Genomic DNA, 17,598 nt, shown 5'->3' with positions numbered 1-17,598 from the left:
CGCTGCCGTGGTCCACCTGGTTTCAGGCCTGCGGGCGTTGGACCTCGTGCTTCACGCCCCACCCCTCGATTTCGCCTCCCAGAGGCTCGACCACGGCTTCGAAATCCTGCTCGAATTCACCGATGCCGCCGTAGGTCGCGTACATCAGCTTGCTCAACTCCAGGTGCCAGGCACCGTCGTCGCGCTCGCTTATCTGGGCATTGAGCGACTCGCCGCGAAACTTGCCGGCAGCCGTCCGCGCCCGGTCTTCATCGGGAAAGACCGCATAGAACTCGATAGGATGAATGCGTGCGAAATCGAAACCGCCCTCTTTCATGCGGCGCAATACATTGCTGCTGATGTCTTCTTGATAGGTTGTGCTCATGAATCGTCTCCCTCAGCAATAACGACGGATAGACTTTCAGTACTTCCAGAACCTCCTCGGAACAAGGAATGGGTGCGGTGCAGCGTCGAGGACGCGGCGCCTGGAATCGAGCCTGTTGCAAGAAGCATGGTACGAAAACGAGCAGCAGGATCCGTGGGGACCCTGCCAGCAGAGTAGCGCGAAGGCCGGGCCCGTGCCAATGGCCCGGATCAGATGAAATTCAAGCGACTTCGGTGATGGCCGTGATTTCCACGCTGTGCTGCGACTTGAGGGTCTTGGCAACCGGCGAGGCAACGTTGTCGGGAAGATTGACTTCATCCAGTCCGGCTGCGACGGGGTACAGCTTGGAGCGAACGAGCGTTGCCGCCTCTTCGATCGACGGGCAGGTGTCAGCACGGATAGCCATGCTGTCCAGCACGCCATCCTTGTTGACGAAGCTGATTTTCCACTCTTTCATCGGTGTACATCTCCTCGACGGAATTCAGGCAGGAATCTGCTTGATACGCTCACACAACGTTGACTCGCAGCGGCGGGGATTCGTTCCAGACGGTGGATTGCCGGACGTGTGCCAATCCAGCGCCGACACGCCCATGAAAAAAGGCCCCGAAGGGCCTTTTACAGTACACCAGGTGCTTACTCCTGCTTGCTTTCCACCGCACCTGCGGTGTTGTCCAGCAGGCTCTTGGTCGCGGTCTGGATGAACGAGTCCAGCTTGGCCCGCAATTGCGGCACATCGTCGGCATCAGGGATCAGCTGGGCGTCGAATTCACGGCCCAGCTGATAGCGATACAGCCGCGTGTCCATGTCACGGGGCTCGACCAGAATGCGGTCGCCCTTGATGATCGCCACGGTCTGCTCGCTGCCCGAAGGCTTGATCACGGCGAAGCCGGGGTCGCCGGCAGGCAGGTTGAGCAGGTCGCGTCCCCAGCACTGGTGCTGGCTGGCGCCGCCCAGGCGGCCCATGATGGTCGGTACCACATCGGGCTGCGAGCCGACGGTGTGGTTGACCTTGCCGAATTTGTCCTGGATGCCCGGCCCGACCAGCAGCAGCGGTACGTTGAAGCGGCCCAGATCCATCTCGGTGATCTGCTTCTGGTTACCGAAGCCATGGTCGCCCAGCACGATGAACAGGGTTTCCTTGAAGTACGGCTCCTTGCGCGCCTTCTCGAAGAACTGGCCCAGGGCCCAGTCCGAGTAGCGCATGGCGGTCAAGTGCAGGTCCAGGCTGCCGCGCCCGGTGACCTTGTCCACTGGCAGATTCGCCGGCAGAGCGTAGGGCACGTGGTTGGACAGGGTCTGCAGCAGTGCGTAGAACGGCTTGCCGGCGGCGCCGCGCTTGGCCAGTTCTTCGTTGCCGCGGTCGAACATGTCCTGGTCGGACACGCCCCAGGTCGGATCGGAGAACACTGGATTGACGAAGTCGTTGCGGCCGATGAACGTGGTCATGCCCTGGTTGCTGAAGAACCCGGACTGGTTGTCCCAGGCGAAGTCGCCGTTATAGACATACACGTCGTCGTAACCACGCGCGGCGCTGAGCATCTCCGGCAGGCCGGAGAGCTTGTGGCTGCCCTCGGGAGTCTGCATCAGGTATTCGAAGCCCGGCAGGTTGGGGAAACAGCCCATGGTAGCGAACATGCCCTGATGGGTATGGGTACCGCTGGAGAAGAAGCGATCGAACAGCAGGCCTTCCTGGGCCAGCTTGTCGAAGTACGGCGTGATGCCACCCTCGGCGCCCAACGCTCCCACCGAATGACCGGCAAAGCTCTCCATCAGGATCACCACCACGTTCTTGATCGGCAGGGTGTTGGCCTGAGGCGGCTGGAAGTTGCGGCGCACCGCGGCGGTGTCGCTGTCCACCAGGGTGTCGTGGGGCGTCAACAGCATTTCACGGACGGCGCTCTGCGCTTCGTCCTGCGGCAGGGTCGCCTTCCAGATATTGTCGCGGTCTTCGGACATGCGGCTTTTCGCTGCGGCGATCAGCGTCAGCGAGCCGTTGAGGCCCAGCTGGTTGGCGAAGTTCGAATCGGTGGTGTAGGCGTCGCCCCAGCGCAGCGGCGGACCCTGGCGCAAGGTGCCGCGTGCGGCCACCACGGCAATCAGCAGGATGACCACGAACACACCGACGCGTGCATACCACGGCGCCACCGGCTTGCCGACGCTGGCCGCCGTGGCGATACGCGGACGGGTCAGGCGGTCGAAGCCCTTGAACACCAGGCTCAGCAGCCAGGTCACGAAGACCCACGCCAGCAGATAGCGCACCACGGGATAGCCATACCAGATCATGCTCAGCACGGTCTTGGGGTCTTCCTTCACGTACTGGAACACCAGCCCGTTGAGGCGCTGGTGAAACTCGCGGTAGAAGTCCATCTCCATCAGGCCGCACAGCAGCACCACGCTGGACACTACCGTCAGCCAGGCGCGGAACAGCCCGCGCCAGCGCATGGCGCGAGCGCTGAGTACCGCCAGCAGCAGTGGAATCAGCAGGTACACCACCAGGCGCAGGTCGAAGCGCAAGCCATTGAGGAAAGCTTCGACGAAGGTGCTGGCAGGCGTATCACCGATCATCTCGCGGTTGTACATCAGCAAGGCCAGGCGCAATCCGCTGAGCATCAGCATGATTGCCAGGCCGCTGAGCAGGGTATAAGCCAGGTGCGATTTGACGGTCGGTTGCAGGGTGCCGCGCGCGGCCTGCTTTTGACTCAAGGCGTCCGGAGTAGCCATGTGTGGGAAAGGTCCGTTGAGGTCTGTCGGTTAGGGTCTATGGGTGACGCGAAGGTGAAATCTGGGCGCGGATTGTCCGTGAAGACAGGTGAAAATTCCGTTCAGATTCTTTGCTGCGGCCGCGAAACGGCGGTCGGGCCGAGGATGATACGTCGGCAGGGCTGGCAGGTCGAACCCGTTGCAGGTTCGACCTGTTGTATTCAGACCCGTACGTTGCCGCGTGGACCAGCGATGGCCCAGATGATCAGGCCCAATACCGGCAGCAGGATGATCAGCAGTACCCACAGGACCTTGGCCCCGGTCGAGGCACCACTCTTGATGACGTTGATGACCGCCCAGATGTCCAGCGCGAGGATGATCAGGCCGATCAGGCTATTGAAAGTGGAACCCATGTGATACTCCTTGTGGATGGCATGCATCAACTAGGATAGCGGCGTGTCGCAGGGGTTCCGTGGCAACCGAGCGAAAGCTGGAACTGGCGTTCAGACGTGCAGTGCGACGCGCAATGCCTCCAGGGCAGGTACCGCCACGATGTGCAATTCGGCGCCCAGCGCCACCACCCGATCCACGTCCTTGCCGTACACCAGCACCATCTGCAGTTCATCGTCCAGTGGCTGGCTGAAGTTGAACAGCACATAGCCGCCCTCTTCCTTGCTCATGGCTCCCAGTTGCACCTGGATACGATTGAGTGCGGTCAGCGCCTCGACCTTGCTCAGCTGCTTGGGCTTGATATTGAAGGTCACGTCGGGCCCGAACGAGTCGATGATCTGCTGCAGCAGCTCGGGGTAGGTGTCGGCCTGGAAAATGACCGTGTCGGGCAGGCTGCCCACCACGACCCATTCGCCCAGCGGGATGGCAAAGCTGTCGTCGTAGTTGATGTCGGGGTTGGCGGCCAGGAAGGCCTGGGGATCGGCGTAGGCCTGGGCGGCCTCATCGGCAATGCGTTCGATGTCTTCATCGCGCATGCAGCCCGAACCGATTTTACCGATGAGTTCGACAAGTGACTGTTTCATGAGGCAACCCCTGCGGCGCTGGAAAAAGGCCGCAAGGATAGCCGCAATTCAGCCAGGCGGGTATCAGGCCGCCAGCTTCTGCAGCTGTTCGATGGTCAGCGTGGCCCCCATGGCACGCGCGGCGCCCAGCGCATCGATGCCTTGGGCGTCCACCGCGTTCGGGTTGGCGCCTTGCGCCAGCAGGTATTCGACCATTTCCGTGCGATTGAACATCGCGGCCATCATCAGCGCGGTCCGGCCATCGGCCGATGCACCATCGACCGGGGCCCCCTGCTCGATCAGCAACTGCACCATTGGCAGGTTGCCCTTGAAGGCGGCGCCAGCCATGGGCAGTTGGTTCTTGTCGTTGGCAATCAGCGGGTCGGCCTTGTATTGCAGCAGCGCGCGTGCCGCATCGAGGTGGCCGTGATAGGTCGCCAGCATCAACAAGGTATCGCCATTGTGGTTGCGCAGATTGGGCGGCAGGCCCTTCTCCAGCAGGCGCTCGAGCATCTGTGCATCACCGTTGCGAGCGACGTCGAACACTTGTTCAGCGAACTCGGCCGCTTCTTCGTCGTTCATCTGGCGAGCGTCGGGTTGGGTCATGGCAAAACCTCCTGGCAAATGGTTCACGGTAGGCAGTGTTCCCGCTGGGCTTCAAGCCTGCAACAGAGCCTGGCTATCGCCCCTGGAAGCGGGAATTTATTGGCGATTTGTGGTCATAGACAGTAGTGACGCGGGAAAAAATCCGTGCTGCGCCTGCCATTCCCTCCGGGCGACTTACCGTCAGACCCACCACGCCGCGCAAAATGCAGCATGCCCGACGACCATTCATGCAAATTGCACGGAGCCCGAATTTTGCGATATTCACAAGCTGTTGATTTACAGGGATTTTATATTTAACGAAACTTGGCACACTCGCTGCAACTACCTAGACATGCCTGCCAACTTGCTAGGAGCTGCACATGAACTTCCTCCACGAAAAATTCGTTTCCGTTTTCTCCGAGTACGAAGTGACCACCCAGCCGCGTCCGGATGGTGCTGTCCTGCTGACCCTGCGTGATACCGATGGCAAACAGATCAAACGCTCGATTTCCTACGCTCAGTTGCACACTCCTGAGCAACTGACTTGGGTCATCAGCGCGATTCGTCGCGACCTGGCCGGCGAAGCCAGCCAGCTGCCAGCGATCAACATGCTGCAAAGCCAGAACCGCTTCGCCCTGCCGACCTACCACTCGGCCTGATCAGCGCGAGCTGATCTGCCTGGCAAGCGTTGCTTGGCACGTATTCGCTGAACCGCTGTTCGTTTGACTCCTGCTGTTTGATTGAACGCTGTTGCTTGACCTCTGTTTCTTCTAAAGCCCGATACCTGGCGCATCCTGGTATCGGGTTTTTTTTCGCCTCGATAAAAGCCGGATCAGTCGTCCAGCCTCGGAAACAGATCGTTCGCTGGCTGCACCACGTAATCTGGGCACCAGCCGTGTGAATCGGTGAACACACGCAACGCAATCAATCGCCCCCGCTCGCCCATGTCCAGCCAGTGGGCCATGCCCGCTGGAACCACGACGCGATCATCACGCTCGCACAACAGTGCGTACAGGTATCCCCCGACGTGCAGGTTCAACAGCGCGCGGCCGGCCAGCACGCACAGCACCCACTCCCCTGCCAGACGATGCTCGCGCAGCAGTTCGGCCTGCGTCGGGGTGTGCTGCGCGTCGTTCTCGTCGAGCCTGAGCACGTCCACGCTCATGTAGCCACCCTGGGCCATCCAGGTGTCGACCTCGGCGCGACAGGTTGCGACAACCTCTTCGGGCTCCGCCTCGAACGACACGGGCAGCGTCGACCCGGCGCGCTCGAAGCGCACACCAAGCTCCGCCAAAGTGGCCGCAATGTCTTCGGCATGGCTCAGCACCTTGTTGGGGATGTCCGCAGTGCTGTGGTGATAGACGCTCAGGCGGCTCATGCAAATTCCTCGAATGGTTTCAGTGACTGGCCACAGGTGGCAGATCATGGGGTGTGCGTCTGAGCATGATCAACGCGGCAGCGAACGCGGCGAGGCTGGCCAGGGCAAAGGTGCCGGTGGCGCCCAGTGATTGCCACAGGTAGCCGGAGTACAGCGCACCCAAGGCGCCACCGACGCCAGCCAGTGCGGCATACAGGGCCTGCCCCTGACCCTGCTGATGGGCGCCGAAACTGCGCTGCACGAAATGGATCGCCGCCGCGTGGAAGCTGCCGAAGGTGGCGGCGTGCATCAGCTGCGCCAGCACCAGCAGCCACAGGTGTTCGGCGAAACTGCCCAGCAGCAGCCAGCGCACGGCCGCCAGAAGGAAGCTGGCGATGAGCACATGACGCAGGGAAAAGCGCGCCAGAATCCGGCTCATGGCCAGGAACATCAAGACCTCGGCCACGACTCCGACGGCCCACAGCATGCCGATCACTGCACGGCTGTAGCCTAACTGCTCCAGGTGCAGGGTGAGAAACGTGTAGTACGGGCCGTGGCTGAGCTGCATCAGGCCCACACACCCATAGAACGCCAATACGCCGGGGCGCACCAGCTGTTTCATGAAGCCCTCCCCCGTCGTGCGGCGCGGGCCCTCGCCGGCAGGCACATCCGGCACCCACGCACTGGCCGCGACGATACCGGCCATGATCAACAGCAACGCATAGGGATAGGTGTCCAGGCTCAGGCTCTCGAATACCCGGCCCAGGCCCACCACCGCCAGAATGAAGCCGATCGAGCCCCACAGGCGGACCTGGCTGTAACGTGCGGTTTGCCCCTGCAGGTGCGCCAGCGTCAGGGTTTCGAATTGTGGCAGTACCGCGTGCCAGAAAAAGGCATGCAGGGCCATGACCATTGCCAGCCAGGCGTAGCCGGTGTCCACCAGGATCAGGGAAAAACTGGCCAGCGTGCAGACCGCACCGATGCGCACGATGGCCAGGCGTCGACCGGTGCGGTCGCCCAGCCAGCCCCACAGGTTGGGCGCCACGCAGCGCATGAGCATGGGAATCGCCACCAGCTCGCCGATGCGCGCGCTGTCGAAGCCCAGATGGTGGAAGTACAGCGCCAGGAACGGCGCCGTCGACCCGAGCAGGGCGAAGTAGAACAGGTAGAAAGTGGACAGCCGCCAATACGGGACCGAATGCCCCGCCGGCGGCGGCACCGCGCTCAAAGCTGGCCCAGTACCGGAGTGTCGACCTTGACCTCGGCATTCTGCCCGCGATGGCGCAGCAGGTGGTCCATCAACACGATGGCCATCATGGCTTCGGCGATGGGCGTGGCGCGGATGCCCACGCACGGGTCATGGCGGCCCTTGGTGATGACGTCCGCCGGCTGGCCGTGGACGTCGATCGAGCGACCCGGCGTGGTGATGCTGGACGTTGGCTTGAGGGCCAGGTGGGCAACGATCGGCTGGCCCGAGGAGATACCACCCAGCACACCCCCCGCATGGTTGCTGAGGAACCCTTCGGGCGTCATCTCGTCGCGGTGCTCGGTGCCGCGCTGGGCGACGCAGGCAAAACCGGCGCCGATTTCCACGCCCTTGACGGCGTTGATGCTCATCAAGGCATGGGCCAGCTCGGCGTCCAGGCGATCGAAGATCGGCTCGCCCAGCCCCGGCATGACGCCTTCGGCCACTACGGTGATCTTGGCGCCGACCGAATCCTGGTCGCGGCGCAGCTGGTCCATGTAGGCCTCCAGCTCCGGGACCTTGTCCGGATCGGGGCTGAAGAAGGCGTTGTCTTCCACGCCGTCCCAGCTTTTGAAAGCAATCGGGATCGGGCCCAGCTGGCTCATGTAGCCGCGGACCTGGATACCCTGGGTGGCCAGGTACTTCTTGGCGATCGCGCCTGCGGCCACGCGCATGGCCGTTTCGCGCGCCGAGCTGCGGCCACCGCCACGGTAGTCACGCTCGCCGTACTTGTGATGGTAGGTGTAGTCCGCGTGGGCCGGGCGAAACAGATCCTTGATCGCCGAGTAGTCCTTGGATTTCTGATCGGTATTGCGAATCAGCAGGCCGATGGAGGTACCGGTGGTACGCCCTTCGAACACCCCGGAAAGAATCTCGACTTCATCGGGCTCCTGACGCTGGGTCGTGTGCCGGCTGGTGCCCGGCTTGCGTCGATCGAGGTCGCGCTGCAGGTCGTCCACGGAAATTGCGAGCCCTGGCGGACAGCCGTCGACGATGGCGACCAGCGCCGGGCCATGGCTTTCGCCAGCGGTGGTGACAGTGAACAGCTTGCCGAAGGTATTGCCGGACATGCAGGGCGCTCCGCGAAATCAACCGAATCAGACAGAGCGCCAGTATACGCAGGGTCGACGGCCAGTTCATCCCTGAACCTTAGCCGGACGCCCCAGTCCAAAGCGCACTTCCCTCGATAGTGGCTCGATGATGTTGCAGATGACGTTCCGATTGGTGGCCTTGATACTGTTCGTCAGCAGCACCGCTGCGCTGGCCGCCACCCCTGATATTGCCAGGCGCCCGGTCGAGCTGCAGACCGCTCAGGGCAAGCTGTACGGCTCGCAGCTGGTGCCCCGCGCGGATCGGCCGGTGCCGGTGGTGCTGATGATTTCCGGCTCCGGTCCGACCGACCGGGACGGCAACAATCCCGAGGCAGGTCGCAACGACAGCCTGAAGAAGCTCGCCTTGCTACTGGCGCAGAACAACATTGCCAGCGTGCGCTATGACAAACGCGGCGTGGCCACCGGGCGCAAGGCCACCCCCGACGAGCGTGATCTGAGCGTGGCAGGCTACGTCGACGATGCCGTGGCCTGGAGCGCGCAGCTCAAGCGCGACCCGCGTTTCGGCCCGCTGATCATCCTGGGCCACAGCGAAGGTGCGCTGATCGCCACCCTGGCAGCGCCGCGCGCCAATGCCGATGCGGTGATTTCGCTGTCGGGCAGCGGTCGTCCCCTGGGCGAAGTGTTGCGCGAGCAGATCGGCGAACGCCTGCCAGCCGAACTGCAACCGCGCAGCTACCAACTGATCGAGCGGCTGGAAGCCGGGCAGTATGACCCGGACGTGCCCAAGGCCCTGCAGGTATTGTTTCGCCCCAGCGTGCAGCCTTACCTGATTTCGCTGTTGCGCCAGGACCCTGCGCAGGCCTTCGCCGCCTTGAAGATCCCCGCCCTCATCGTGCAGGGCAGCAACGACATCCAGGTCGGGATTGGCGATGCGCAGGCACTGCAACGCGCCAAGCCCGATGCGCAGCTGGCGCTGATTCCCGGCATGAACCACGTGCTGCGTATCGTACCGATGGACCTGCCTTCGCAACTCAAGTCGTATCGTGACCACAAACGTCCGCTGGCGGCGGGACTGGGTCAGGCAGTGGTGAAATTCATCGACGGACTTTGACCCAACGCGCCAGGGGACCCATGGCAGCGTTCAAGAGTGGGCAGGCATGGCCGATACAAGGTCCGTGAAGAGGATCGCGCCATGACCGAACAAGCCCCGCCAGAAGCCATCGTCGAAGAACCTGCAGCGCCGCCGCGGCCGTGGGCCGAGGTGACCCCCGAGCAGTTCAGGATGCTGCGCCTGGCGCCCCTGCCCGCCGACCGGGCCAGTGGGCCGCGCCCCCTGCGTTTCGTGCAGTTCGGCATGGCCGAGCGCCACGACCCTGCCCTGAGCCTGTTGCGCCTGGACATCCAGTTGCCCGGCCAGCGCGTCCGCAGCGAGCAGAACCGGTTGGATGTCTGGGTCGATCATCAGCTACGGCAAGTCAGCCTGGGCAGTGACGCAGGCCTGCAACTGGAACCGGTCAACCGCGGCCTGGGTCGCTTCGTCATGGCCCACGCTGCCGCCTGGCTGCAGCGTCATTGGCCGCACTACACGCTGCAAGGCGCGGCGCTGTCGAGCAAGGAGGCGCTGCAACCGGCGGGCCTGGATCGTCGTGATCACGCACTGCGCACCCAAGGCTTGAACGTCGAATACGCAGACGTGCAACGCCTCAAGGGCCAGTATCACCCGATTGCCGTCAGCCAGTTGCTGAGCACCTGGAACGCGGAGAAAGTGCAGGTGGTCGAGGTGCTGGCGGCCAGCGAGATGCTGCAGATGGCCGAGCAGCAGTTGCAGGAGATGGAACTCAAGCTGCATGGGCAGCAGGAACGTATCGGGAAATTCGCGCGCGAGGAAAGCGGCCTGCGCTTCACCATCGCCTGCCTGATTGCCTTCGCCGTGTTCCAGGCCGCGCTGCTGATCTGGATCGCCACCCACCGCTGACAGCGGCACTCGCAAAAACTGTGTGGGAGCGGGCTCTGCCCGCGAAGGCGTCACTGCGGTATCGAGCCAAACCGCTGCAGACGTTCGCGAGCGCAACCCGCTCTACAGTTCATGTCATGCGTTCTCAGATACGCGAAGCGAACAACGCCTGATGCTCACGGCACTGGGCCGCGCTGAGCATGAACACGCCATGCCCGCCGCGCTGGAACTCCAGCCAGTTGAAGTCCACTTCCGGATAGAGCGCCTCGACGTGCACCTGGCTGTTGCCGACCTCAATGATCAACAGGCCTTTGTCGTTGAGGTGATCAGCCGCCTCGGCCAGCATGCGCCGCACCAGGTTCAGGCCGTCGTCGCCACAGGCCAGGCCCAGTTCGGGTTCGTGCTGGTACTCGGCGGGCATGTCGGCGAAGTCCTCGGCATCGACATAGGGCGGGTTGCACACGATCAAGTCGAAACACTGCCCCGGCAGGCCTTCGAAACCATCGCCCTGCACCGTATAGACACGCTCTTCCTGGCCATGCCGTTCGATGTTCTGGTTGGCCACCTCGAGCGCCTCGAACGACAGGTCGGCCAGCACTACTTCGGCGTCCTGAAAAACGTCGGCGCAGGCGATGCCGATGCAGCCCGAACCGGTACACAGGTCGAGGATGCGCGCCGGCGGCTGGCTCAGCCAAGGCTCGAAGCTGTTCTCGATCAGCTCGCCGATCGGTGAACGTGGCACCAGCACCTGCGCATCGACAATGAAAGACATGCCGCAGAACCAGGCCTCACCGATCAGGTAGGCGGCCGGCACGCGCTCTTCCATGCGCCGCTTGAGCAGGTGCTGCACACGCACGATCTCGTCGTCTTCCAGGCGGCAATCCAGGTAGCTGTCGGCGATTTCATAGGGCAGGTTCAACGCCCCCAGCACCAACAGACGGGCTTCGTCCCAGGCGTTGTCGGTACCGTGGCCGAAGAACAGCTCTTCGCCATGAAAACGGCTGACGGCCCAACGGATGTGGTCGCGCACGGTGCGCAAGCGGGAAGTGATCACAAAAGCTCCTCGGTCGAATCAAGCCGGAATATTAACAGAGGCCCGTGGGTGATTTTCGCGATGTTCGCTCAATCCGATTCACAGAACGGCTCGAGCAGAGGACAATGCGGCAAAAGCCCTAGCCAAAGGAGCCCCAGATGTCCGTTCCAAAGACGATGTTCCAACTCAGTGGCCGCGGTTTCCCGCCCACCCGGATCGCCAACGCCAGCCTGATCATCATCGATGCGCAGAAGGAATACCTCAGTGGCGACCTGGCCCTGTCGGGCATGGACGATGCGCTGGCCAACATCGCCAGCCTGGTAGCTGCGGCGCGTGCGGCCAAGCGGCCGGTGGTGCACATCCGCCATCTGGGCACCGTTGGCGGGCTGTTTGACCCCCAGGGCCGGCGCGGCGAGTTCATCGAGGGTTTCGAACCGCAGGGCGACGAAGCCGTGGTCGAGAAGCGCATGCCCAATGCCTTCAACAACACCGGGCTGCACGAGCTGCTGCAGAGCTATGGCCACCTGGACCTGATCGTCTGCGGATTCATGAGCCACTCCAGCGTCAGCACCACCGTGCGTGCATCCAAGGACTACGGTTATCGCTGCACCCTGGTGGCCGACGCCTGCGCGACCCGCGACCTGCCCCAGGGCGATGGCGTGCTTGCCGCGGCCAAGGTGCAGGAAGCTGAAATGGCCATCATGCGTGACAACTTCGCCGCGGTTGCCATGACCGGCGACTTGCTCTGACCCCCAGCCGGCCCGATCGCCACCGAGGAATCAATGAAGTCATCCCATGGTTTCAATGCGCGCAGACTCAGGAAACGTGCTCCCGGTGGCTGGCGTTATCGGCTGGGCGCGGGGCTGGGCGCCGTGCTGCTGACCCTTGGCTTGTTGTTGGCGATGGCCGGCGTCGCCACCCTGCTGGGGCATCCGCCGCAGATAATCGGGCTGGACACCACCACCAGCGGCGCGGCCACACTCGCTGGCATGGGGCTGCTGGTGCTTTATCTTGGCCTGTGGCTTTGGCGCCGCAGCCGCCGTGGAATGCGCCGCAGCCGTGAACTCGGCCTGGCCCCGCACCTGATGAAAAAGCACGATTGAGTCGCGTAGACTAGCGCTCCCGTGGTGGAGACCTTCATGCAAGACGACGAATTTTCCCTGTTCAAGGACCAGATGCGCGGCGTGCGGCGCATCCAGCACGATCGCGCCGACACCGGCAGGCCGAAAGCCGACAAGCTCAAGCTGCAGGCACTGCGCCAGGCAGCCACGGTGGGCACCCAGGGCACGACGGTCGACGGGCTGTCCGATCAGTTCGTCATCGACGTCGGCCCCGAGGACGACCTGCACTGGGCGCGCGACGGCGTCCAGGAAAGCCAGATGCGCAAGCTCAAGGTCGGCCAGATTCCCTTCGAAGGCAGCCTCGACCTGCACGGCATGACGGTGGAGAAAGCCCGCGAAACGCTCTGGGCATTCCTCGCCGAAGCCACCCGTTTCGAAATCCGCTGCGTGCGCGTGACCCATGGCAAGGCGGTGCGCCTGGACGGCAAGCGGCCGATGATCAAGAGCCACGTCAACACCTGGCTGCGTCAGCACACGCAGGTGCTGGGTTTCACCTCCTGCCAGCCACGCCATGGCGGCGCCGGCGCGGTGTACGTGATGCTCAAGCGCACCATGCTCGAAGGCCGCGACGAATAACGCTTCGCTTGCACCCGTGCGAGCGGAGCCGTACCCTTCGCGTCTGCGAAATATTCCCCACAGGTTTGATCATGTCCCTGGAACAGAACTACACCGAGATCCTTGGCCAACTCGGCGAGGACGTTAACCGCGAAGGCCTGCTCGACACGCCCAAACGCGCCGCCAAAGCCATGAAGTACTTGTGCCGCGGCTACGAGCAGACTCTCGATGAAGTCACCAACGGTGCGCTGTTCAGCTCCGACGCGAGCGAAATGGTCCTGGTCAGGGATATCGAACTCTATTCGTTGTGCGAGCATCATCTGCTGCCGTTCATTGGCCGTGCTCACGTTGCCTACATTCCCAGCGGCAAGGTGCTCGGGCTGTCCAAGGTGGCGCGTATCGTCGACATGTACGCTCGCCGCCTGCAGATCCAGGAAAACCTGGGCCGGCAGATCGCCGATGCGGTGCAGCAGGTCACTGGTGCACTGGGTGTCGCCGTGGTCATCGAAGCCAAGCACATGTGCATGATGATGCGTGGCGTCGAGAAGCAGAATTCTTCGATGATCACGTCGGTGATGCTGGGCGAGTTCCGCGACAACGCGGCGACCCGCAGCGAATTTCTCAGCCTGATCAAGTAAGCCGTACCCCAACCTCGAGGGCTGCCACATGTTGATGAAAGCGTTGCGTATCGGACTGGGCCAGGTGATCGTGGCGGGCGACCTGCTCACCCGCCCACCGCGTCGCAAGCGCAGCCCCGAAGCGCAGGCCGAGGTCGACCGCGCCGCCAGCGGGCTGACGCTCTATCAGTTCCACGCCTGCCCGTTCTGCGTGAAGACCCGCCGCACCCTGCACAAGCTCAATGTGCCGGTACCCCTGCGCGACGCGAAGAACGACCCGGTTGCGCGCGATACCCTGCTGGCCGAGGGTGGCAAGATCAAGGTGCCCTGCCTGCGTATCGAGGAGGCCGGCAAGGTCACCTGGATGTACGATTCCAAAGTGATCATCGATTACCTGAACACCCGCTTCGCGGCAGCCTGAGTGCTGTCGCCCAGCTGTATCGCCGATTGATCGCGCCGCTGTACCGCATGCGCCTGTACACCTTGGCTTACCCTTGACCGACGCTGCTCAGGACAAGGATCGGACCGCCATGCCCAACCCCACCACCGTCGCCCCGCTGCGTCCGCTGGCCGATACGGCGCCATCTGCCGTGGTGGCCGGTTTCATCGCCATGATGACCGGCTACACCAGCTCGCTGGTCCTGATGTTCCAGGCCGGCCAGGCCGCCGGCCTGACCACCGCGCAGATATCCTCGTGGATCTGGGCACTGTCGATCGGCATGGCGGTGTGCAGCATCGGTCTGTCGCTGCGCTACCGTACCCCCATCACGGTCGCCTGGTCGACACCGGGCGCGGCCCTGCTGATCACCAGCCTGGGCGGCGTGAGTTACCCCGAAGCCATCGGCGCGTTCATCACCTGCGCGGCGCTGGTCACGATCTGCGGCCTGACCGGCAGTTTCGACCGCCTGCTCAAGCGCCTGCCAGCTTCGCTGGCCGCAGCGCTGCTGGCCGGTATCCTGTTCAAGATCGGCAGCGAGATATTCGTCGCCGCGCAGCATCGCACAGCCCTGGTGCTGTGCATGTTCTTCACCTACCTGATGGTGAAACGGCTGTCGCCGCGCTATGCGGTGCTGGCGGCGCTGGTCATCGGCACGCTGGTTTCCGGCGCGCTCGGCCTGCTCGATTTCAGCCATTTCAGCCTGCAGGTCGCCGTGCCGCAGTGGACCACGCCGTCCTTTTCCCTGGCCGCGACCATCAGCATCGGCATCCCCCTGTTCGTGGTGGCCATGACCTCGCAGAACATGCCGGGTATTGCCGTACTGCGCGCCGATGGCTATCAGGTAGCGGCCTCGCCATTGATCTCGGTGACGGGTATCGCCTCGTTGCTGATGGCGCCGTTCGGCTCCCATGGGGTCAACCTGGCGGCCATCAGCGCGGCCATCTGCACGGGCCCGCATGCCCACGAAGACCCTGCCAAACGCTATACCGCGGCGGTCTGGTGCGGCGTGTTCTATGCAATTGCCGGCACGTTCGGCGCCACCCTGGCAGCGCTGTTCGCCGCCCTGCCCAAAGAGCTGGTGCTGTCGATCGCCGCACTGGCGTTGTTCGGCTCCATCATCAATGGCCTGACTCAGGCCATGAGCGAGCCGAAGGAGCGCGAGGCCGCTTTGGTGACATTCATGGTCACCGCCTCGGGCCTGACGCTGTTTTCGGTAGGCTCGGCGTTCTGGGGGATCATTGCCGGCGTACTGACGTTGCTGATTCTCAACGCGGGCAAGCTCAGCCGTTGATCTGCGCAACCACATCGGCCAACGCCTGTGCTGGATCGACAGCCTGGCTGATCGGACGCCCGATCACCAGGTAATCGGAACCCGCATCCAGCGCCTGGCGAGGTGTGAGGATGCGCCGCTGGTCATCCTGGGCACTGCCGGCCGGGCGAATGCCTGGGGTTACCAGCTGCAGGGTCGGGTGGGCTGCCTTCAAGGCCTGGGCTTCCAGCGCCGAACAGACCAGACCATCCATGCCGGCTTTTTGCGCCAGCGCCGCCAGGCGCAATACCTGCTCCTGCGGCTCGATGTCCAGGCCAATGGCGGCAAGGTCTTCGCGCTCCATGCTGGTCAACACGGTGACGCCGATCAGCAATGGCTTGGCGCCAGAGCGCTGTTCCAGCACCTCGCGGCAAGCCGTCATCATGCGCAGGCCACCGGAACAGTGTACGTTGACCATCCACACGCCCATTTCAGCAGCAGCCTTGACGGCCATGGCGGTGGTGTTCGGGATATCGTGGAATTTCAAGTCCAGGAACACCTCGAAGCCCTTGGCGTTCAAGGTTTCGACGATGCCCGAGGCGCTGCTGGTGAACAGCTCCTTGCCCACCTTGACCCTGCACAGCTTGGGATCCAGTTGATCGGCCAGCTTCAGGGCCGCTTCGCGGGTCGGGTAATCCAGGGCGACGATGATGGGAGTCTGGCAGACGGACATGGCGGGTTCTCGGAGGCAGGTCGAAATCGGCGCGCATTGTAGCGGATTTTGCCCGGTCGCGGGCGCCCTGCACAGCCACCACCACCGGCTCGAAGCAACGCCCCGGCGCGATCGCCAAGGGCTATGATGGAACCACTGCGACCCACTGTCGCTCCAACCTTCACAAGCGCCGCGCATTCTCGGCGCACCGCGCAAGGAGTGTCCCATGCCCTGGTATGCCTGGTTGATATTGTTGGTGGCCATCGGCTCGATCGTCGGTGGCTTGATGGTGCTCAAGCAAAGTGCCCAGAAGCTGCCATTGACCGATGAGCAGCTCAAGAAAGTGCACGAACGCAACGCCGAAATGGATGCGAAGGACGCACGCAACCGCTGACAGACGCGTGAAGTCCCGAGTGCGCCGGCACTTGGGACGCTCTGTCGGCAGGCCGAAGCTTATCCCCTGAAAACATGCATGAGCCTGTGCATAACCTGGGTGCAATGCCCTGCAGGCCACGGCCCGCAAGCGTCTTCACGGCTTGCTCAAAAAGCGAGCTGTTTCAAGGGTTTATGCACATTCGTCGTGCACCTGCCTGTGGATAAGCTTGGGAGAACAGGCCGCAGGCCACGTACCGCAAGGCTTTGCCGGCCTTGATCAATTTATGATCAGTGAATATCGCCGCCCCACCCATTACGCGCCGCACTCCTGATGGCCTCGAGCAGCATGGCGAACGCCGGATTGTCGTTGTTCTCGCGCCAGATCAGGTGCAGCTCGCTCTGCACGCCCTCGCCCAGATCGATATCGCGAAACACCACGTTCTTGAACACCACGCTGGTGGCGCAACGCGGCACCAGCGCAACGCCCATGCCGGCATTGACCAGCGCCAGAATGGTCAGCGATGAACCCAGCCACTGCACGTATTGCGGGGTCACCTGAGCCGAACGCAGCATTCCGGTGAGCAGCTCGTTGAACGGCGGATAGGCCGAGTGCGAGTACATCAGGAACGGCTGGCCATCCAGATCCTGCACGCGCACCACGCCGGCGTCGGCCAGCGGATGCCCGGCCGGGGTTGCCAGGACGAACGGCTCACGCACCAGGCATTCGGTCAGGTAGCCGCTGTCGAGCAACGGTGCGCGCGCGATGCCCAGATCGATACGCCGGGCACGCAAGGCTTCGTGTTGCTGGTAGGTGTTCATTTCCGACAGGTCGATCTTCACTTGCGGCTGCTTGAGCCGCGCCTCGGCGATGACCTTGGGCAGGAATTCGTACACTGCGCTGCCGACGAAGGCGATATTCACCGAGCCGATATCGCCTTCGGCAAAACGCCTGGCCGACACCGCCGCTTGCTGCGCTCGCTCCAGCAGGTTTTGCGCCTCGACGAAAAAAGCCCGGCCGGCCGCGGTGAGTGCCACGCTGCGCGTGCTGCGGGTGAACAGTTCCACGCCCAGGTGATGCTCCAGCAGTTGGATCTGCCGACTCAAGGGCGGTTGGGTCATGTTGAGACGTTCGGCGGCGCGGCGGAAATTGAGTTCCGTGGCCACCGTGGTGAAGCAACGGAGCTGGCTGAGTTCGAACATTGATTCAACCTCGGTATCAATCAAGT

22 protein-coding genes are annotated in these 17,598 nt (G+C 63.1%); 10 read left to right on the top strand and 12 right to left on the bottom strand.

Going from position 1 to position 17,598, the window contains the following annotated elements; all coding sequences use genetic code 11:
- Positions 1-22: 22 nt before the first annotated feature.
- The 6 genes from IFT75_RS01650 to IFT75_RS01625 form a co-directional block, all read right to left on the bottom strand.
- Positions 23-364, bottom strand: coding sequence for a ribonuclease E inhibitor RraB (locus tag IFT75_RS01650; protein ID WP_122476300.1), 342 nt, complete (start codon positions 362-364; stop codon positions 23-25).
- Between the two features lie 220 nt (positions 365-584).
- Positions 585-821, bottom strand: a complete 237-nt coding sequence (locus tag IFT75_RS01645) for a hypothetical protein (protein WP_122476302.1) — start codon at positions 819-821, stop codon at positions 585-587.
- Between the two features lie 176 nt (positions 822-997).
- A complete protein-coding gene (locus IFT75_RS01640) occupies positions 998-3,085 on the bottom strand; it encodes an LTA synthase family protein (RefSeq protein WP_192052969.1) in 2,088 nt (695 codons plus the stop codon).
- A gap of 200 nt (positions 3,086-3,285) precedes the next feature.
- Positions 3,286-3,477, bottom strand: coding sequence for a PLDc N-terminal domain-containing protein (locus tag IFT75_RS01635; RefSeq protein ID WP_043185491.1), 192 nt, complete (start codon positions 3,475-3,477; stop codon positions 3,286-3,288).
- A 90-nt stretch (positions 3,478-3,567) separates the two neighbouring features.
- Positions 3,568-4,098: a hypothetical protein gene (locus tag IFT75_RS01630; RefSeq protein ID WP_122794999.1), complete on the bottom strand. Its 531-nt coding sequence runs from the start codon at positions 4,096-4,098 to the stop codon at positions 3,568-3,570.
- Between the two features lie 63 nt (positions 4,099-4,161).
- Entirely contained in the window at positions 4,162-4,683 is a 522-nt protein-coding gene (locus tag IFT75_RS01625) for an ankyrin repeat domain-containing protein (RefSeq protein ID WP_122476308.1), read from the bottom strand.
- Positions 4,684-5,042: 359 nt separating this feature from the next.
- Here IFT75_RS01625 and IFT75_RS01620 point away from each other — a divergent pair, with 359 nt between their 5' ends.
- Positions 5,043-5,321: a DUF3509 domain-containing protein gene (locus IFT75_RS01620; protein WP_043185483.1), complete on the top strand. Its 279-nt coding sequence runs from the start codon at positions 5,043-5,045 to the stop codon at positions 5,319-5,321.
- A 173-nt stretch (positions 5,322-5,494) separates the two neighbouring features.
- On the opposite strand, the gene IFT75_RS01615 is transcribed toward IFT75_RS01620, so the two are convergent.
- Genes IFT75_RS01615 through aroC form a run of 3 tightly spaced genes read right to left on the bottom strand, consistent with a single transcriptional unit; the run spans position 5,495 to position 8,335 of the window.
- Positions 5,495-6,040, bottom strand: a complete 546-nt coding sequence (locus IFT75_RS01615) for an acireductone dioxygenase (RefSeq protein ID WP_192052967.1) — start codon at positions 6,038-6,040, stop codon at positions 5,495-5,497.
- A 19-nt stretch (positions 6,041-6,059) separates the two neighbouring features.
- Positions 6,060-7,238 (bottom strand): MFS transporter, encoded by a 1,179-nt coding sequence (locus tag IFT75_RS01610; RefSeq protein ID WP_192053417.1) that lies wholly within the window; start codon positions 7,236-7,238, stop codon positions 6,060-6,062.
- 5 nt (positions 7,239-7,243) lie between these two features.
- Complete coding sequence (aroC, locus tag IFT75_RS01605; protein ID WP_192052965.1) at positions 7,244-8,335, bottom strand: chorismate synthase; 1,092 nt, start codon at positions 8,333-8,335, stop codon at positions 7,244-7,246.
- 139 nt (positions 8,336-8,474) lie between these two features.
- Here aroC and IFT75_RS01600 point away from each other — a divergent pair, with 139 nt between their 5' ends.
- Complete coding sequence (locus IFT75_RS01600; RefSeq protein WP_446731047.1) at positions 8,475-9,428, top strand: alpha/beta hydrolase; 954 nt, start codon at positions 8,475-8,477, stop codon at positions 9,426-9,428.
- Positions 9,429-9,509: 81 nt separating this feature from the next.
- Entirely contained in the window at positions 9,510-10,292 is a 783-nt protein-coding gene (locus IFT75_RS01595) for a hypothetical protein (protein ID WP_192052961.1), read from the top strand.
- 124 nt (positions 10,293-10,416) lie between these two features.
- On the opposite strand, the gene prmB is transcribed toward IFT75_RS01595, so the two are convergent.
- Complete coding sequence (prmB, locus tag IFT75_RS01590) at positions 10,417-11,325, bottom strand: 50S ribosomal protein L3 N(5)-glutamine methyltransferase (RefSeq protein ID WP_192052959.1); 909 nt, start codon at positions 11,323-11,325, stop codon at positions 10,417-10,419.
- A 137-nt stretch (positions 11,326-11,462) separates the two neighbouring features.
- Between prmB and IFT75_RS01585 the strand changes: the two genes are divergently transcribed.
- The 6 genes from IFT75_RS01585 to IFT75_RS01560 all read left to right on the top strand — a co-directional run bounded on the left by IFT75_RS01585 (position 11,463) and on the right by IFT75_RS01560 (position 15,327).
- Positions 11,463-12,053: a cysteine hydrolase family protein gene (locus IFT75_RS01585; protein WP_122476322.1), complete on the top strand. Its 591-nt coding sequence runs from the start codon at positions 11,463-11,465 to the stop codon at positions 12,051-12,053.
- 33 nt (positions 12,054-12,086) lie between these two features.
- Entirely contained in the window at positions 12,087-12,407 is a 321-nt protein-coding gene (locus IFT75_RS01580; protein ID WP_192052957.1) for a hypothetical protein, read from the top strand.
- A 36-nt stretch (positions 12,408-12,443) separates the two neighbouring features.
- Complete coding sequence (locus tag IFT75_RS01575; protein WP_122476326.1) at positions 12,444-13,001, top strand: Smr/MutS family protein; 558 nt, start codon at positions 12,444-12,446, stop codon at positions 12,999-13,001.
- A gap of 71 nt (positions 13,002-13,072) precedes the next feature.
- The gene (gene folE, locus IFT75_RS01570) at positions 13,073-13,618 is read left to right on the top strand and encodes a GTP cyclohydrolase I FolE (RefSeq protein WP_122476328.1); all 546 of its coding nucleotides are present in this window, start codon (positions 13,073-13,075) and stop codon (positions 13,616-13,618) included.
- A gap of 28 nt (positions 13,619-13,646) precedes the next feature.
- On the top strand, positions 13,647-14,018 hold the full coding sequence (locus tag IFT75_RS01565; RefSeq protein ID WP_122476330.1) for a glutaredoxin family protein: 372 nt from the start codon (positions 13,647-13,649) through the stop codon (positions 14,016-14,018).
- A 109-nt stretch (positions 14,019-14,127) separates the two neighbouring features.
- Entirely contained in the window at positions 14,128-15,327 is a 1,200-nt protein-coding gene (locus IFT75_RS01560; RefSeq protein WP_192052955.1) for a benzoate/H(+) symporter BenE family transporter, read from the top strand.
- Here IFT75_RS01560 and pyrF read toward each other — a convergent pair.
- Positions 15,317-16,018: an orotidine-5'-phosphate decarboxylase gene (pyrF, locus tag IFT75_RS01555; RefSeq protein WP_192052953.1), complete on the bottom strand. Its 702-nt coding sequence runs from the start codon at positions 16,016-16,018 to the stop codon at positions 15,317-15,319. The genes IFT75_RS01560 and pyrF overlap by 11 nt on opposite strands.
- A 205-nt stretch (positions 16,019-16,223) precedes the next feature.
- Here pyrF and IFT75_RS01550 point away from each other — a divergent pair, with 205 nt between their 5' ends.
- Positions 16,224-16,391 (top strand): DUF2897 family protein, encoded by a 168-nt coding sequence (locus IFT75_RS01550; RefSeq protein WP_084139696.1) that lies wholly within the window; start codon positions 16,224-16,226, stop codon positions 16,389-16,391.
- Positions 16,392-16,660: 269 nt separating this feature from the next.
- Here the strand turns inward: IFT75_RS01550 and IFT75_RS01545 are convergent, their stop codons facing one another.
- The gene (locus IFT75_RS01545; RefSeq protein WP_122476336.1) at positions 16,661-17,572 is read right to left on the bottom strand and encodes a LysR substrate-binding domain-containing protein; all 912 of its coding nucleotides are present in this window, start codon (positions 17,570-17,572) and stop codon (positions 16,661-16,663) included.
- Between the last annotated feature and the right edge of the window lie 26 nt (positions 17,573-17,598).

Source organism: Pseudomonas sp. CFBP 8758 (assembly GCF_014841725.1).
GTDB classification, from domain to species: domain Bacteria; phylum Pseudomonadota; class Gammaproteobacteria; order Pseudomonadales; family Pseudomonadaceae; genus Aquipseudomonas; species Aquipseudomonas baltica.
This window is presented reverse-complemented; position numbering and strand designations above follow the sequence as displayed.

Bases quoted from the DNA above. Each gene is read 5' to 3' on its own strand.
- IFT75_RS01640 (WP_192052969.1), bottom strand. From the start codon at position 3,085: ATGGCTACTCCGGACGCCTTGAGTCAAAAGCAGGCCGCGCGCGGCACC.
- IFT75_RS01635 (WP_043185491.1), bottom strand. From the start codon at position 3,477: ATGGGTTCCACTTTCAATAGCCTGATCGGCCTGATCATCCTCGCGCTG.
- IFT75_RS01550 (WP_084139696.1), top strand. From the start codon at position 16,224: ATGCCCTGGTATGCCTGGTTGATATTGTTGGTGGCCATCGGCTCGATC.
- IFT75_RS01580 (WP_192052957.1), top strand. From the start codon at position 12,087: ATGAAGTCATCCCATGGTTTCAATGCGCGCAGACTCAGGAAACGTGCT.
- IFT75_RS01600 (WP_446731047.1), top strand. From the start codon at position 8,475: ATGACGTTCCGATTGGTGGCCTTGATACTGTTCGTCAGCAGCACCGCT.
- aroC (WP_192052965.1), bottom strand. From the start codon at position 8,335: ATGTCCGGCAATACCTTCGGCAAGCTGTTCACTGTCACCACCGCTGGC.
- IFT75_RS01565 (WP_122476330.1), top strand. From the start codon at position 13,647: ATGTTGATGAAAGCGTTGCGTATCGGACTGGGCCAGGTGATCGTGGCG.
- IFT75_RS01645 (WP_122476302.1), bottom strand. From the start codon at position 821: ATGAAAGAGTGGAAAATCAGCTTCGTCAACAAGGATGGCGTGCTGGAC.
- IFT75_RS01625 (WP_122476308.1), bottom strand. From the start codon at position 4,683: ATGACCCAACCCGACGCTCGCCAGATGAACGACGAAGAAGCGGCCGAG.
- IFT75_RS01620 (WP_043185483.1), top strand. From the start codon at position 5,043: ATGAACTTCCTCCACGAAAAATTCGTTTCCGTTTTCTCCGAGTACGAA.
- IFT75_RS01630 (WP_122794999.1), bottom strand. From the start codon at position 4,098: ATGAAACAGTCACTTGTCGAACTCATCGGTAAAATCGGTTCGGGCTGC.
- IFT75_RS01615 (WP_192052967.1), bottom strand. From the start codon at position 6,040: ATGAGCCGCCTGAGCGTCTATCACCACAGCACTGCGGACATCCCCAAC.
- IFT75_RS01650 (WP_122476300.1), bottom strand. From the start codon at position 364: ATGAGCACAACCTATCAAGAAGACATCAGCAGCAATGTATTGCGCCGC.
- IFT75_RS01585 (WP_122476322.1), top strand. From the start codon at position 11,463: ATGTCCGTTCCAAAGACGATGTTCCAACTCAGTGGCCGCGGTTTCCCG.
- IFT75_RS01560 (WP_192052955.1), top strand. From the start codon at position 14,128: ATGCCCAACCCCACCACCGTCGCCCCGCTGCGTCCGCTGGCCGATACG.
- IFT75_RS01545 (WP_122476336.1), bottom strand. From the start codon at position 17,572: ATGTTCGAACTCAGCCAGCTCCGTTGCTTCACCACGGTGGCCACGGAA.
- pyrF (WP_192052953.1), bottom strand. From the start codon at position 16,018: ATGTCCGTCTGCCAGACTCCCATCATCGTCGCCCTGGATTACCCGACC.
- IFT75_RS01595 (WP_192052961.1), top strand. From the start codon at position 9,510: ATGACCGAACAAGCCCCGCCAGAAGCCATCGTCGAAGAACCTGCAGCG.
- IFT75_RS01575 (WP_122476326.1), top strand. From the start codon at position 12,444: ATGCAAGACGACGAATTTTCCCTGTTCAAGGACCAGATGCGCGGCGTG.
- folE (WP_122476328.1), top strand. From the start codon at position 13,073: ATGTCCCTGGAACAGAACTACACCGAGATCCTTGGCCAACTCGGCGAG.